At 68.7% G+C, this 14,105-nt stretch carries 11 protein-coding genes; 6 read left to right on the top strand and 5 right to left on the bottom strand.

Annotated features, from left to right (window positions below):
• Positions 1–15: 15 nt before the first annotated feature.
• From I8N54_RS02545 to I8N54_RS02530, 4 genes are all read right to left on the bottom strand, one after another.
• Complete coding sequence (locus tag I8N54_RS02545) at positions 16–708, bottom strand: helix-turn-helix transcriptional regulator (protein WP_140194073.1); 693 nt, start codon at positions 706–708, stop codon at positions 16–18.
• Positions 708–1,073 carry a VOC family protein gene (locus I8N54_RS02540; RefSeq protein ID WP_140194074.1) on the bottom strand — a complete coding sequence of 122 codons (366 nt, stop codon included), beginning with the start codon at positions 1,071–1,073 and terminating at the stop codon, positions 708–710. The genes I8N54_RS02545 and I8N54_RS02540 overlap by 1 nt, the downstream gene beginning before the upstream one ends.
• An 84-nt stretch (positions 1,074–1,157) precedes the next feature.
• Positions 1,158–1,916, bottom strand: a complete 759-nt coding sequence (locus I8N54_RS02535; protein WP_140194075.1) for a hydroxypyruvate isomerase family protein — start codon at positions 1,914–1,916, stop codon at positions 1,158–1,160.
• A 49-nt stretch (positions 1,917–1,965) separates the two neighbouring features.
• Positions 1,966–2,529, bottom strand: a complete 564-nt coding sequence (locus I8N54_RS02530) for a DUF1285 domain-containing protein (protein WP_140194076.1) — start codon at positions 2,527–2,529, stop codon at positions 1,966–1,968.
• 84 nt (positions 2,530–2,613) lie between these two features.
• Here I8N54_RS02530 and I8N54_RS02525 point away from each other — a divergent pair, with 84 nt between their 5' ends.
• The 4 genes from I8N54_RS02525 (at position 2,614) to I8N54_RS02510 (ending at position 9,418) form a co-directional block, all read left to right on the top strand.
• Positions 2,614–3,621 (top strand): AAA family ATPase, encoded by a 1,008-nt coding sequence (locus I8N54_RS02525; protein ID WP_140194077.1) that lies wholly within the window; start codon positions 2,614–2,616, stop codon positions 3,619–3,621.
• Positions 3,618–4,490, top strand: coding sequence for a DUF58 domain-containing protein (locus I8N54_RS02520; protein WP_140194078.1), 873 nt, complete (start codon positions 3,618–3,620; stop codon positions 4,488–4,490). The genes I8N54_RS02525 and I8N54_RS02520 overlap by 4 nt, the downstream gene beginning before the upstream one ends.
• Entirely contained in the window at positions 4,490–7,291 is a 2,802-nt protein-coding gene (locus tag I8N54_RS02515) for a DUF4159 domain-containing protein (protein ID WP_140194079.1), read from the top strand. Before I8N54_RS02520 ends, I8N54_RS02515 begins: the two co-directional genes overlap by 1 nt.
• A gap of 66 nt (positions 7,292–7,357) precedes the next feature.
• A complete protein-coding gene (locus I8N54_RS02510) occupies positions 7,358–9,418 on the top strand; it encodes a hypothetical protein (RefSeq protein ID WP_140194080.1) in 2,061 nt (686 codons plus the stop codon).
• Between the two features lie 389 nt (positions 9,419–9,807).
• On the opposite strand, the gene I8N54_RS02505 is transcribed toward I8N54_RS02510, so the two are convergent.
• Positions 9,808–10,737 (bottom strand): ABC transporter ATP-binding protein, encoded by a 930-nt coding sequence (locus tag I8N54_RS02505; RefSeq protein WP_140194081.1) that lies wholly within the window; start codon positions 10,735–10,737, stop codon positions 9,808–9,810.
• Positions 10,738–10,827: 90 nt separating this feature from the next.
• On the opposite strand from I8N54_RS02505, the gene I8N54_RS02500 reads away from it, so the two are divergent.
• Positions 10,828–11,010 (top strand): zinc-finger domain-containing protein, encoded by a 183-nt coding sequence (locus I8N54_RS02500; protein ID WP_140194082.1) that lies wholly within the window; start codon positions 10,828–10,830, stop codon positions 11,008–11,010.
• Positions 11,011–11,090: 80 nt separating this feature from the next.
• Complete coding sequence (gene polA / locus I8N54_RS02495; protein WP_140194083.1) at positions 11,091–13,910, top strand: DNA polymerase I; 2,820 nt, start codon at positions 11,091–11,093, stop codon at positions 13,908–13,910.
• Positions 13,911–14,105: the final 195 nt, after the last annotated feature.

The raw sequence follows: 14,105 nt of genomic DNA, 5'->3' as shown, positions 1-14,105 counted from the left end.
GTCGCCCCGTCTTCGTCAGGGACCTTCAGGCGGACGCGGGCACGTCAGATAGAAATCAGACAGGCGTTTGCCTTTCTCCTCCCGGAACGGCGCGCCGAAGTCGAAGCGGCTGATCCGGTCGAGGCGGAACATGCGGAAATCCTCGCGCAGCTCGCACCAGGCGACGACCGTCCAGACGCTCCCCCAGTACCAGAGGCCGAGCGGGCGGACGATGCGCTCCGTCACCCGGCCATCGGCATCACTGTAGCCCAGGTGCAGGCGCCGCCGGTCGGTCGACGCGGTCTCGATCCGGTCGATCAGGCCGCGGACCTCCTCGCTCAGGGACGCATGCGCAATGGAGTGGACCGGCACGCGCGCGGCGCGGGCGCGGGCCTCGTCGGGGAGCACCGTCTCGATCTTCACGAGTGCCTCCTCGGCGGCGGCGGCCATCGCCTGCCCGCCCCATGCCCGGATCAGCCGCGCGCCCGCGACCAGGGCGACGACCTCGTCCGTGGTGAACATCAGCGGCGGCAGGTCATAGCCCGCGCGCATCACGTAGCCGACCCCGGCCTCGCCCTCGATGGGAACGCCGGAGCCGATCAGGTCGGCCACGTCCCGGTAGATCGTCCGGGGCGTGACCTCGAGCTTCTCGGCCAGTTGCGCCGCCGTCAGCAGCCGCCCGCCCCGCAGATGCTGGACGATCCGGAACAGACGGTCGGCGCGCCGCATCAGGCCGCCATCTCGAACAGGCCGATCGAGTTGCCGTCGGGATCGGTGGCATACTGGAAGCGGCCGGCCGGAATCGAGATCACGGGGCCGAGCACCCGTCCCCCCGAGGCGGTGCAGCGGTCGGCGGCGGTCTCGACCGTGTCGGGCACTGTCAGGTGGATCGTCGGGCCCTGTCCGGGGGTGCCAGGATAGATATGGCCGCTGACGACCCCGGCGCTGCGCCCGTCGAACACCGCCATCGGGTTGGGCCCGCTGTCGTCCCGCGTCATCGTCCAGCCGAACACCTTGGCGTAGAAGTCGCAGCCGCGGTCCATGTCGATCACCGGGATCTCGGTCCAGGCAACGATGGGTCTTGTCTCACTCATGGTCTCATCTCCTATGTCTCGAAGCGATGAGCCCTTGTGGCATACCCCTGCTGACAGCCTTCTGTCAGCAGTCCCGCGGCGCTGTCAGATCTTGCGCCAGCCGAGCCCGGCCTCGGTCGACTTGAGCGGATGATATTCCGCGCTGACCCAGCCATCGTAGCCGGAGGCATCGATTGCCGCGAAGAAGCCCGGGAAGTCGATGACGCCGGTGCCCGGCTCGTGCCGACCGGGAAAATCGGCGACCTGCACATGCCCGACGAGCGGCGCAACCGCGTTCCATGTGCCGATCACGTCGCCGATGATCCGGTGCGCATGATAGGCGTCGAACTGGAGCGACAGGTTCGGTGCGCCGATGTCCTGAAGCACGGCGACTGCGACGGCGAAATCGTCGAGGAAATATCCCGGCATGTCGTCGCTGTTGATCGGCTCGATGGTAAGTTGCCGGTTCGGCGCGGTCGCGGCCGCCCAGGCTAGGTTGTCGGCGAAGACCGCTGCCGCGTCGGCCCCCTCCGCCACGCCGGCCATCAGGTGGATGCGCTCGACGCCGAGCGTTTCGGCATAGCGCAACGTGCGGCGGAAGTCGGAGCGGAACCGGTCCTTCGCCGCGGGCACCGCCGCGAAGCCGCGCGGGCCCTCGGGGTCGGCGTAGTTCGGCGGGGGCGCGTTGATGAGGGCGAGCTTGAGACGACTGGCTTTCAAGGCACGGGAGAGTTCGGCGGCGTTCTCTTCGTAGGGAAAGAGGATCTCCACCGCCTCGAACCCGGCGGCGGCCGCGGCGGAGACACGCTCGACCATCGGCAAGTCGGTGAACAGAAGCGAAAGGTTGGCGCAGAATCGAGGCATGAGCCGCTGATACGGCCAATTCTCCGCCCATCCAACGCGCGAGTGTCCGTCAGGGCAGGTCGGCGGCCGGGATGATCGGGAAAAACTGCCCGCCGGAGCGCACGCCGAACCAGTCTGCGCCGTCATGCTCCGCCGTCTCGCCTTCCTCGACGAGGCGATAGAAGCTCTTGCGGTCGATCAGCGCCTCGAGGTTGCGGCGGATCAGGACGTAGGGCGAGGGTTCCCCGGTTTCGGGGTCGCGCACGACGCGGATCGGGTGATCCGGCCCGGCGACCGCCTTGTCCCCGACGTTGGTCAGGAACTCGAGCCCGCCCTCGACCGGCTCGAAATCCACCGCGACGAACGGCGCGTCCTCGACGGTGATGCCGACCTTCTCCACCGGAGTGACGAGGAAGTAGTCGTCCCCCTCTTTCTTAAGGATGGTGGAGAACAGCCGCACGAGTTCCGCCCGACCGATCGGCGTGCCGAGGTAGAACCACGTTCCGTCCCGCGCGATACGCATGTCGAGATCGCCACAGAACGGCGGATTCCACTTCTCTACCGGGGGCAGGCCCTTTTTGGAGGCAGCGGATGCCGATTTCGCGAGGCTGTCGGCGGAAACCTTCACGTCCATGTGTCGCGTCCCCTTTTGGCATTGGGCTTGGGCTGGATATCTGGTTCCATGCGGTCGAGTATAGTCCAGCAGGAGTTCTTTGCCATGACCGCCGACGCCGACCTCGTGGCCGATATCGAAACCCTCGGCACGAAGCTGGAAGCCGCGCGGGAGTCGATCTCGAAGCGCTTCATCGGGCAGGAACGGGTCGTCGACCTGACGCTCGCGGCACTCGTCTCCGGCGGACACGCGCTGCTGATCGGGGTGCCCGGGCTCGGCAAGACGCGACTGGTGAACACGCTCGGCACGGTCATGGGGCTGGACGCCAACCGCATCCAGTTCACGCCCGACCTGATGCCCGCCGACATCATCGGCTCCGAAGTGCTGGAGACATCCGAGGACGGCCGCCGGTCGTTCCGATTCATTCCCGGCCCGGTCTTCACGCAGCTGCTGATGGCGGACGAGATCAACCGGGCCTCGCCCCGGACCCAGTCCGCCCTGCTGCAGGCCATGCAGGAGCGCGAGGTCACCGTCGCCGGTGAGCATCGCCCGCTCGGCAAGCCGTTCCACGTTCTCGCCACGCAGAACCCGATCGAACAGGAAGGCACCTACCCGCTGCCCGAGGCCCAGCTCGACCGTTTCCTCGTGAAGATCGACGTGAAGTACCCGCGCCGCGATACGGAGCGCGACATCCTCGTCGCCACGACCGGCGTGCAGGACGACGACGTGCATGCCGTCTTCACGGCCGATGAACTGCTCGACGCGCAGATGCTGCTGCGCCGGATGCCGGTGGGCGACGCGGTGGTGGAGATGATCCTCGACCTCGTCCGCGCCTGCCGTCCCGACGACGAAAGCGCGCCCGACATCGTCAGGAACGCGGTAAGCTGGGGCCCCGGCCCCCGTGCCGCGCAGGCGCTGATGATGACCGTGCGGGCCGAGGCCCTGACGCACGGCCGGCTCGCGCCCAGCGCGGAGGACGTCCGCTCGATGGCGCTGCCGGTGCTCGGTCACCGGATGGCGCTGTCCTTCGCGGCCCGAGCCCGGGGCGAAAGCCTCGACCACCTGATCGAAGAGGTCGCAGCCCGCGTCACGCGGATCGAGGCAGCGGCGTGAGCGACCCGCTCGTCCTCCGGCAAGGGGCGGAGGCGCTCGCCGGCCCCTTCCCGCCCCTGCTTGCGGAGGCGGAGCATCTCGCGACGACCGTCCTGCTCGGCGAGCACGGCCGGCGGCGGCCGGGACAGGGTGACAATTTCTGGCAGTTCCGCCCCGCGATGCCGTTCGACGAGACGCGCTCCATCGACTGGCGCCGCTCCGGTCGGGCCGATGGCGCCTTCGTGCGCGAACGCGAATGGCAGATCGCGCAGAGCATCATCCTCTGGATCGACCAGGCCGCGTCGATGTCCTTCGGCTCGCTCAAGGACGGGACCACCAAGGGCCAGCGCGCCCGGCTGCTCGGCCTTGCGACCGCTGTCCTGCTGATCCGGGGCGGGGAGCGCGTCGGCCTGACCGGCCTGCGCCTGCCGCCGCGTGCCGGTGAGTCGCAGCTCGCCCGCATGGCCGCGCTGCTGTCGGAACAGGACGAGGTCGACTACGGCACGCCCGAGGCGACCGGCATGCTGCCGCACAGCCGGGCGATGTTCGTTTCCGATTTCATGGGCGACATGGAGCCGGTCGAGGCCGCACTGACCAAGGCCGCAGACCGCGGCGTGCGCGGCGCGATGGTGCAGGTGCTCGACCCGCAGGAAGAGGGCTTCCCCTTCGACGGGCGCACGATCTTCGAAAGCATGTCCGGCGGTATCCGCCACGAGACGCTGAAGGCCGGTGACCTGCGTGACCGCTACCTCGAGCGGCTGGCCGAGCGGAAGGATCGCCTCCGTATGCTGGCGTCGACGACCGGCTGGCAGTTCCTGACCCATCACACCGGCGACAGTGCGGCCTCCGCCCTGCTCTGGATTTACGGCGCGCTGGAGCGGCGAAACTGATGTGGACGATTGGCCCCCTCGGATTCGCGGCCCCTTGGCTGCTGCTTGGCCTGCTGATCCTGCCGCTCTTGTGGCTGATCCTGCGCGCGGTGCCGCCCGCGCCGGTTCGCCGCCGCTTCCCCGGTGTCGCGCTGCTGCTCGGCCTGATGGACGAGGAGAGCCAGTCTGACCGGACGCCGTGGTGGCTGCTGCTGCTGCGCATGATCGCCGTGGCGCTGCTGATCGGCGGCTTCGCCGGGCCGGTCCTGAACCCTCAGGTAGAGACCGCGGGCTCCGGCCCGCTGATGATCGTTGCCGACGGAAGCTGGGCCGATGCACGGGACTGGGATCGCCGGTCCGACCGGATCGACGCCGCGCTGGAAGAGGCGACGCGCCTTGGTCGCCCGGTCGCGCTCGTCTCGCTGACCGACTTGCCGCCGGATGGGCCGAACTTCCAGTCCGCCGACATGGCCGCGACCAGCCTGCCCTCGTTCGAGCCGAAGGCCTGGTCCCCCGACGCCGAGGCCGTGACGGCATGGACCGACACGCTCGACGGCGGGTTCGACACGCTCTGGCTGTCAGACGGGCTAGACTGGCCCTATCGCGACGATCTGCTCGATGCGCTGCAGGACCGCGGCGACGTGACCGTGTTCGAAAGCCCGCGCCCGGTCGTGGCCCTGCGCCCCGCGACCTTCGAGGCGGGGGAGATCTCCCTGACCGCCCTGCGCGCCGACACGGACATCGCCGGCGAAGGCACGCTTGCCGCCGTCGGCCTGGACCCCGCCGGAGCGGAGCGTCAGCTCGCGACGACCGACATCGGTTGGGAGGCCGGCAGCGGCGAAACCGAGGTCTCCCTCGACCTGCCGCCGGAGTTGCGGAACCGGATCTCCCGGTTCGAGCTGACAGGCGTGCGCTCCGCCGGGGCCGTGACCCTGACCGACGACGCGCTGCAACGGCGCGAAGTCGCGCTGATCGCCGGCGGCACGGAACGTGAGGGGCTCGAACTGCTCGACCCGCTGCACTACCTGCGCGAGGCGCTGGAGCCGACCGCCGACGTGATCGAGGGCGACCTGTCGGACATCCTGCTCGCCAACCCCGAGGTCATCATCTTCGCCGATGTCGCAACGCTGGCCGAGGGCGAGGCCGAGGACGTGCTCGAATGGGTCGAAGACGGTGGCATGTTGTTGCGCTTCGCCGGCACCCGCCTTGCCGCGTCGGACGTCAGCCGCACGTCGGAAGACCCGCTGATGCCCGTCCGCCTCCGGGCCGGTGGCCGCAGCGTCGGCGGCGCAATGAGCTGGGGCGAGCCAAAGGGCTTTGCCGAGTTCGACGAGGACAGCCCCTTCTTCGGCCTCGACGTGCCGGAAGACGTCGCCGTCAACGCGCAGGTCATGGCGCAGCCGGACCCGACGCTCGCGGACCGGGTGATCGCGCAGCTGGCCGACGGCACGCCGCTCGTCACCCGCAAGAGCCAGGGCGAGGGTCAGATCGTGCTGTTCCACGTCACCGCGAATGCCGAATGGTCGACGCTGCCGCTTTCTGGCCTGTTCGTCGAGATGCTGGAGCGCCTTGCCGTTTCCACCCGCCCCGCCAGCCCCTCGGAAGAGGAGCTCGCCGGCGTGACATGGTCCGCCGAAGAGGTGCTGACCGCCTTCGGCCGGATCGAGGACGCCGGCACCCTGCCCGGCGTATCCGGCGAGCGCCTGGCCGAGGGCCGCCCGGACGCCGGCCTGCCGCCCGGCCTCTACGCCGGCGAAGACCGCCGGGTCGCGGTCAACGTGATCGGCGCCGAGGAAACGCTCGCGCCGACGAGCTGGCCATCGAACGTGCCGGTCGTCGGGCTGGAGGTCGTCCGCGAGACGATCCTCAAGGGCTGGGTCCTCGGCGGTGCGCTGGCGCTGCTGCTGGCCGACATCCTCGCCTCGCTGCTGCTGACGGGCCGCCTTCGCGGGCCGCGCGCCGCCGCCGCCGCACTCGCCGCCTTCGCGCTCTTCGGCCTTGGAACGCCCGAGACCGCGCTGGCGCAGGAGCCGCAGGTGATCGAAGAGCCCGCCGCGAACAGCGGAGACGAACTGGCGTTGCGCGCCACTGAGGAAGTGGTGCTGGCGCATGTGCTGACCGGCGATGCGCAGGTCGACGAAACCGCCCTCGCCGGGTTGCGCGGCCTCTCTGACACGCTCTATCGCAGAACGTCGATCGAGCCCGCGGAGCCGCTCGGCGTCGACATCGAGCAGGATGAGCTCGCCTTCTTCCCGCTGCTGTACTGGCCGATCACCGAAAGCCAGCCGATGCCCTCGGCGGAGGCCTACGCCAAGCTGAACCGCTACTTGCGGTCGGGCGGCATGATCGTCTTCGACACGCGGGACGCCGACCTCGCCAGCTTCGGCTCCGGCTCACCCGAGGGCCGGCGGCTGCAGGCGCTGGCCCGGCCGCTCGACATTCCGCCGCTCGAACCGCTGCCGCAGGACCACGTGCTGACGCGGACCTTCTATTTGCTGCAGGACTTCCCGGGCCGTCACAACAGCCGCGACATCTGGGTCGAAGCCTCACCGCCCGGTGCCGAGCAAGTGGAGGGCATGCCCTTCCGCGACCTCAACGACGGCGTGACCCCGGTGGTGATCGGCGGCAACGATTGGGCCGCGGCGTGGGCGATCGACGAGAACGGCAACCGCTCCTTCCCGATCGGTCGTGGCATGGCCGGGGAACGCCAGCGCGAGCTTTCGCTGCGGTTCGGCGTGAACCTCGTGATGCACGTGCTGACGGGGAACTACAAATCCGACCAGGTGCATGTTCCGGCGCTGCTGGACAGGCTTGGGCAATAGGGCGGACGTCCCGCTCGTGGAGAACTTCGACGTGAGTATTTCTGGCCAGATGAGGGGAGCCGTCGCGTGACCGGATCGGTGATCCTCGACCCGCTCGTTCCGGAGATCCTGCTGTGGATCGCCGCCGGCGTGGCTGCACTGTTCGTCATCTACGCCGCCGTGCGCCGGATGCCGGGCTGGTGGCTGCGCGGGCTCGCCGCCATCGCGCTGCTGGCCGGCATCGCCAATCCCTCGCTCCAGCGGGAGGATCGGGATGCGCTGACCGACATCATCGTCGCGGTGGTGGACGAAAGTGCAAGCCAGCGCATCTCTGACCGGCCCGACCAGACGGAGGCGGCGCTCGCCCGGCTGCAGGCCGAGGTCGACGCGCAGGACAACACGGAGCTTCATGTCACCCGGCTCGGCGATGCCGAGGGCGACGGCGGCACGCTTCTGATGACCGCTGTGGCGGAGGCGCTGGCCGAGGAGCCAACCGCGCGCGTCGCCGGGATCGTCACGATCACCGACGGACGGCTGCACGATATCGAACGGGCGCCCGAGACGCTGCCCGCGCCGCTGCACACCATCCTCACCGGGCACGAGGACGACTGGGACCGGCGGCTGATCGTCAAGAACGCGCCGTCCTTCGCCATCATCGGCGAGCCCGTCGAACTGACGCTTCGGATCGAGGACCAGGGCGCTGCGCCGGGTGTCGCCTCGGTGCCGCTCACCATCGCGATCGATGGCGGCGCGCCGATGGAGTTCGACGTCCCGGTGAACCAGGACCTGCCACTGCCCATCACGCTCGATCATGGCGGCACCAACGTGCTGCAGTTCGAGACGCCGACCGCCGAGGGCGAGCTGACCGACCGCAACAACGCGGCCGTGCTGCAGATGAACGGCGTGCGCGACCGGCTGCGCGTGCTGCTGGTATCGGGCGAGCCGCATCCGGGCGAGCGGACGTGGCGCAATTTGCTGAAATCCGACAGCTCGGTCGACCTCGTCCACTTCACCATCCTGCGGCCGCCGGACAAGCAGGACGGCGTGCCGGTGGACGAGCTGTCGCTCATCGCCTTCCCGACGCGGGAGCTGTTCCTCGAGAAGATCGACGAGTTCGACCTGATCATCTTCGACCGCTACCGGCGGCGCGGCATTCTGCCGGGGCTCTACCTCGACAATATCCGGGACTATGTCGAGAACGGCGGCGCGCTGCTGGTGTCGTCCGGCTCCGAATATGCGAGCGCGGATTCCCTGTTCCGCTCCTCCCTCGAGTCGGTGATCCCCGGCGCTCCGACCGCGCGGGTCTACGAGCAGGGCTTCACGCCCGAGCTGTCCGACCTCGGCCAGCGCCACCCGGTGACCGAGGGGCTCGAGATGGCCACGGGCGAGGACGCGCCCGGCTGGGGCCGCTGGTTCCGCCAGATCGAGGTCGAGGCCCCCGAGGGCAGCCAGGTGCTGATGGAAGGCATCGACGAGCTGCCGCTGCTGGTGCTGAACCGGGTCGGCGAAGGCCGGGTCGCGCTGATGGCCTCCGATCAGATCTGGCTCTGGAACCGGGGCTACGAGGGCGGCGGTCCGCAGCTCGAGCTGCTGCGGCGGCTGGCGCACTGGATGATGAAGGAGCCGGAGCTCGAGGAAGAGGCCCTGTGGGTGGAGCCGACCGGCCTGACGATGCGGGTGATCCGGCGGACCCTGTCGGAAGAGGTGAACGACGTCACCGTGACCCATCCCGACGGGACCGAAACGGTGCTCGGGCTTGAGGAGGTCTCTCCCGGGCGGTTCGCGACCACGTGGGAGGCGCCCGAGATCGGGCTCTACCGGTTGTCGGACGGCGAGGAAGAGACGGTGATCGCACTCGGCCCGTCGGCGCCGCGAGAGTTCGAGCAGACCATCGCCTCGGGCGACGCGCTCGCGCCGCTGGTCGAGGGCACGCGCGGCGGCACCTTCGTGGCGGATGATGGCGCGATCGACCTGCGAGAAGTCCGGCCCGGACGGCCGGCATCGGGACGCGGCTGGATGGGCTTCATCCCGCGCGGCGCCTACCTGACGGCGGACATCACGGTTACACCGGTCCTGCCGGCCTGGCTGTTCCTGCTGGTGGCAGGCTCGCTGGTTGTCGGTGCCTGGTTGCGCGAAGGTCGGCGGTAGGTTCGGTCGGTGAGGTGCGGGTGCGCATCGAGCGCGCACCCTACGAACGGGCGGCAAAGCCCTCTCCCCCCAGGGGAGAGGGTTGGGTGAGGGGAAAATGCGCCACCCCTGAAATTCATGAAAAATGCTGGAGCACCGGGGTGCGCATCAAGCGCGCACCCTACGAACGGGCGGCAAAGCCCTCTCCCCTCGGGGGAGAGGGTTGGGTGAGGGGAAAATGCGCCACCCCTGAAAATCATGAAAACCGGCGGAGCACAGGGGCGCGGATCAAGCGCGCACCCGACGATCAGGCGGCAAAGCCCTCTCCCCTCGGGGGAGAGGGTTGGGTGAGGGGCCGGCGAAACGCCCCGTAGGGTGCGCGCTCGATGCGCACCCCCGCCGGGGCCCGATCAGACCGACCGAGTCAGCGACAGGAACACGTCCTCGAGGTCCGCCTGCTCCGTCTTCACGTCGCGGATGCCGATCCCGGCGGAATGGACCGCGCGCAGCACTTCCTCCGCGCTGGTCTTGCCGCTCTGGTAGGTGAACACCAGCCGGCCGTCGGCGGTCTTCTCGCCGGTGATCCCGTCGGGCAGATCGGGCAGCTCCGCCGGACGGTCCGGCTGAACCACCATCGTCTTGCCGTCGAGCCGCGACAGCAGGTTCGCCGTCGTGTCCCGCACCGTCACTTCACCGTGGTTGATGATCGCGATCTCGTCGCACATCTGCTCGGCTTCCTCGAGATAGTGCGTCGTGAGGATGATGGTCATCCCCCCCTCGTTCAGCTTGCGCACGTTCTGCCAGAGCATGTTGCGCAGCTCGATGTCGACGCCTGCCGTCGGCTCATCCAGCACGAGGATCTGCGGGCTGTGCACCAGCGCCTTGCCGAGCAAGAGACGACGCCGCATGCCGCCCGAGAGCGAGCGGGAATAGGCCTCGGCCTTGTCGGTCAGGCCGATCAGCTCGAGGATTTCGTCGGTCTTGCGTTGCGCCTTCGGCACGCCGTAGAGGCCGGCCTGCACTTCCAGCGAGGCGCGCGGCGTGAAGAAGGGATCAAGGTTCACTTCCTGCGGCATCACCCCGATGGAGGCGCGGCTCTGTCGCGGGTTGCGGTCCTGGTCGAAGCCCCAGATCTTCACCTTGCCCTCGGTCTTCAGCACCAGCCCGGCGAGAATGTTGATCAGCGTGGACTTCCCCGCCCCGTTGGGGCCGAGCAGCCCGAAGATGGAGCCCTGCGGAATGTTGAGGTCGACACCCTTGAGCGCCTCTTTCGCCTCCGTCCGCGGGGTGGCGGCGTAGGTCTTGCGGAGGTTTTCGATCTCGATCGCGTTGCCGGTCATGCGTTGTCCTTCCCTCGGCGCGGCTTGACAGCGCCGGGTGGCGATGTAAGCCGAAGGGCGAGCAACGGCAACCGGACGAGACGAGGCCCCATGACAAATCCCGTTCCCGAGACGAAGGTCGTCAGCCAGTGGCGCATTGCCTGCGACGGCGGCGACGGCGCGCTCGGCCATCCGCGCGTTTGGCTGCAGATCCCGCACGAGACGGGCTACGTCGAGTGTGGCTACTGCGACGCGCGCTACGTTCACGAAAGCGTCGCCGACAAGGCCGACTGAGGCGCAAGCCGCCCCTTTCCGGCTGGCAGCCGCCGGCATGGCCGATTAATGTCCCGGCGACCCCGCCAAGGAGATCGCCCATGACTTTCGGCAAGGGCTGCCACCTGCACCTGATCGACGGATCGGCCTTCATCTTCCGCGCCTACCACGCGCTTCCGCCGCTTACGCGGAAGTCGGACGGGCTGCCGGTCGGGGCCGTTTCGGGCTTCTGCAACATGTTGCAGCGCTACATCGACGGCAACACCGGGCCGGATGCGGCGACCCACGTGGCGGTGATCTTCGACAAGGGCAGCCACACCTTCCGCAACGATCTCTACGATCAGTACAAGGCCAACCGGGACGCGATGCCCGAGGACCTGCGCCCGCAGATCCCGCTGACCCGGCAAGCGACCATCGCCTTCAACATCGCCTGCGAGGAGATGGAGAATTACGAGGCGGACGACATGATCGCCACCCTCGCCTGCCAGGCGCGCGAGGCTGGCGGCCGGGTCACCATCGTCTCTTCCGACAAGGACCTGATGCAGCTGGTCGGCGACGGGGTCGAGATGCTCGATCCGATGAAGAACAAGCGCATCGACCGCGAGGGCGTGTTCGAGAAGTTCGGCGTCGCGCCCGACCGCGTGGTTGACGTGCAGGCGCTGGCGGGCGACTCGGTCGACAACGTCCCCGGCGCCCCCGGCATCGGGATCAAGACGGCGGCCCTGCTCATCAACGAGTTCGGCACGCTGGAAGAGCTTCTCGACCGTGCCGAGGAGATCAAGCAGCCCAAGCGCCGCCAGACGCTGATCGAGAAGCGAGAGCAGATCGAACTGTCGAAACGGCTCGTCCAGCTCGACTGCGACACGCCGCTCACCTTCACCATCGACGACCTCGAAGTGCGCGAGCCCGACGCGGAGCGCCTGCTCGCCTTCCTCGCCGAGATGGAATTCCGCACGATCACGAAGCGCATCGCAGACAAGCTTGGCGTCGAGGCGCCGGTGATGCAGGAGACGAGCGCTGCCCCCGCTGCCGCGGACGAACCCGACGGCCCCGACGCCCTGCCTTTCGACCACGCCAAGTACGAACACGTCGCCGACGCCGCCGCGCTGCAACGCTGGATCGACCGCATCCGCGAGGTCGGCCACGTCTCCGTCGATACCGAGACCACCAGCCTGAACGAGATGCGCGCCGAGCTTGTCGGCATCTCCCTGTCGGTCGACGCGGGTGCGGCCTGCTACATCCCGCTCGCCCACCGGCCGGACGGCACCGGCGATCTCTTCGGCGACGATGCACTGGCCGAGGGCCAGATGGACATGGACGAGTGCCTCGCCCTGCTGAAGCCGGTGCTCGAGGATCCGGCCGTCCTGAAGATCGCCCACAACATGAAGTACGACCTCAAGGTGCTGGCCCGCTACGGGATCGACATGGCGCCAATCGAGGACACGATGCTGCTGAGCTACGCGCTGAACGCGGGCAAGCACAATCACGGCATGGACGACCTGTCCGAGCGCTACCTCGGCCACGCGCCGATCGCGATCAAGACGCTGATCGGGTCCGGCAAGGCGCAACGGACCTTCGACCGGGTGCCGCTCGAGGATGCGGTGAAATATGCCGCCGAGGATGCCGACATCACCCTGCGGCTCTGGCAGACCTTCAAGCCGCAGCTCTGGCGCAACCGGGTCACCACCGTCTACGAAACGCTCGAGCGGCCGCTGATCCCGGTGCTGGCAACGATGGAACGCTCCGGCGTGAAGGTCGACCGCGAGGTGCTGTCGCGGATGTCGTCGGCCTTCGCCCAGCAGATGGCGGGTCTCGAGGCGGAGCTGCACGACCTGGCGGGCCGCTCCTTCAACGTCGGCTCGCCCAAGCAGCTGGGCGAGATCATGTTCGACGAGATGGGCCTGACCCTGCCCGACGGGAAGATGCCGAAAAAGGGCAAGACCGGGGCCTGGTCGACCGGCGCGGACATCCTCGAAGACCTCGCCACGATCCACGACCTGCCGAAGCGGATCCTCGACTGGCGCCAGGTCTCCAAGCTGAAGTCGACCTATACCGACAGCCTGCAGGAACATATCAACCCCGACACGGGCCGCGTCCACACGAGCTACAGCCAGGCCGGCGCGAACACCGGCCGGCTCGCCTCGACCGACCCGAACCTGCAGAACATACCCGTCCGCACCGAGGAAGGCCGCCGCATCCGCGAGGCGTTCATTGCCGAGCCGGGCAAGGTCATGGTCAGCCTCGACTACTCGCAGATCGAGCTGCGCATCCTCGCCCATACGGCCGGGATCGAGTCCCTGCGCGAGGCGTTCCGCGAAGGGCAGGACATCCACGCTGCAACCGCGTCGGAGATGTTCAACGTGCCGATCGAGGAGATGACGCCTGACGTGCGCCGCCAGGCCAAGGCGATCAACTTCGGCGTGATCTACGGCATCTCCGGCTGGGGTCTCGCCCGCAACCTGCGCATCCCGCGCGAGGACGCGCAGGGCTTCATCGACCGCTACTTCGAACGCTTCCCCGGCATCCGCGATTACATGGACGAAACGGTGAAGTTCGCGAAGGAGCACGGCTACGTCCAGACCCTGTTTGGCCGCCGCATCAACACGCCCGAGATCAACGCCAAGGGTCCCGGCGCCGGCTTCGCCCGCCGCGCGGCGATCAACGCGCCGATCCAGGGGACCGCCGCCGACGTGATCCGCCGCGCGATGATCCGGATGCCCGCCGCGATCGAGGGGCTGCCAGCGACGATGCTGCTGCAGGTCCACGACGAACTTCTCTTCGAGGTGGAGGAAGGGGCGGTCGACGCACTGGTGGAGCGCGCCCGCGACGTCATGCAGGGCGCCGCCATGCCCGCCGTGGACTTCGCCGTGCCGCTGGTCGTCGATGCCGGCCACGGTCCGAACTGGGCCGCCGCCCACTGAAGAGGCGCGGCCCTGCCCTTCTTCGGGCCGGCAAATATTCTCGGGGGTGAATTGGCCGAAGGCCAAGAGGGGGCAGACAGCCCCCTTCCCGGGGCGCGCGCCAGCGCGCTCCGCATGACAGGTCGGAAATGCAAAAGGGCCGGAGGTTTCCCCCCGACCCCGACCGAAACCAGCTGCCGGCTGGCTCTGGTTTCG

This window comes from Pelagovum pacificum (genome assembly GCF_016134045.1).
In the GTDB taxonomy this organism is placed as follows: Bacteria; Pseudomonadota; Alphaproteobacteria; order Rhodobacterales; family Rhodobacteraceae; genus Oceanicola; species Oceanicola pacificus_A.
This window is presented reverse-complemented; position numbering and strand designations above follow the sequence as displayed.

Excerpts from the sequence above, each read along its gene's own strand:
- I8N54_RS02530 (WP_140194076.1), bottom strand. The coding sequence starts at position 2,529 with ATGGACGTGAAGGTTTCCGCCGACAGCCTCGCGAAATCGGCATCCGCT.
- I8N54_RS02540 (WP_140194074.1), bottom strand. The coding sequence starts at position 1,073 with ATGAGTGAGACAAGACCCATCGTTGCCTGGACCGAGATCCCGGTGATC.
- I8N54_RS02505 (WP_140194081.1), bottom strand. The coding sequence starts at position 10,737 with ATGACCGGCAACGCGATCGAGATCGAAAACCTCCGCAAGACCTACGCC.
- I8N54_RS02525 (WP_140194077.1), top strand. The coding sequence starts at position 2,614 with ATGACCGCCGACGCCGACCTCGTGGCCGATATCGAAACCCTCGGCACG.
- I8N54_RS02535 (WP_140194075.1), bottom strand. The coding sequence starts at position 1,916 with ATGCCTCGATTCTGCGCCAACCTTTCGCTTCTGTTCACCGACTTGCCG.
- polA (WP_140194083.1), top strand. The coding sequence starts at position 11,091 with ATGACTTTCGGCAAGGGCTGCCACCTGCACCTGATCGACGGATCGGCC.
- I8N54_RS02545 (WP_140194073.1), bottom strand. The coding sequence starts at position 708 with ATGCGGCGCGCCGACCGTCTGTTCCGGATCGTCCAGCATCTGCGGGGC.
- I8N54_RS02500 (WP_140194082.1), top strand. The coding sequence starts at position 10,828 with ATGACAAATCCCGTTCCCGAGACGAAGGTCGTCAGCCAGTGGCGCATT.
- I8N54_RS02515 (WP_140194079.1), top strand. The coding sequence starts at position 4,490 with ATGTGGACGATTGGCCCCCTCGGATTCGCGGCCCCTTGGCTGCTGCTT.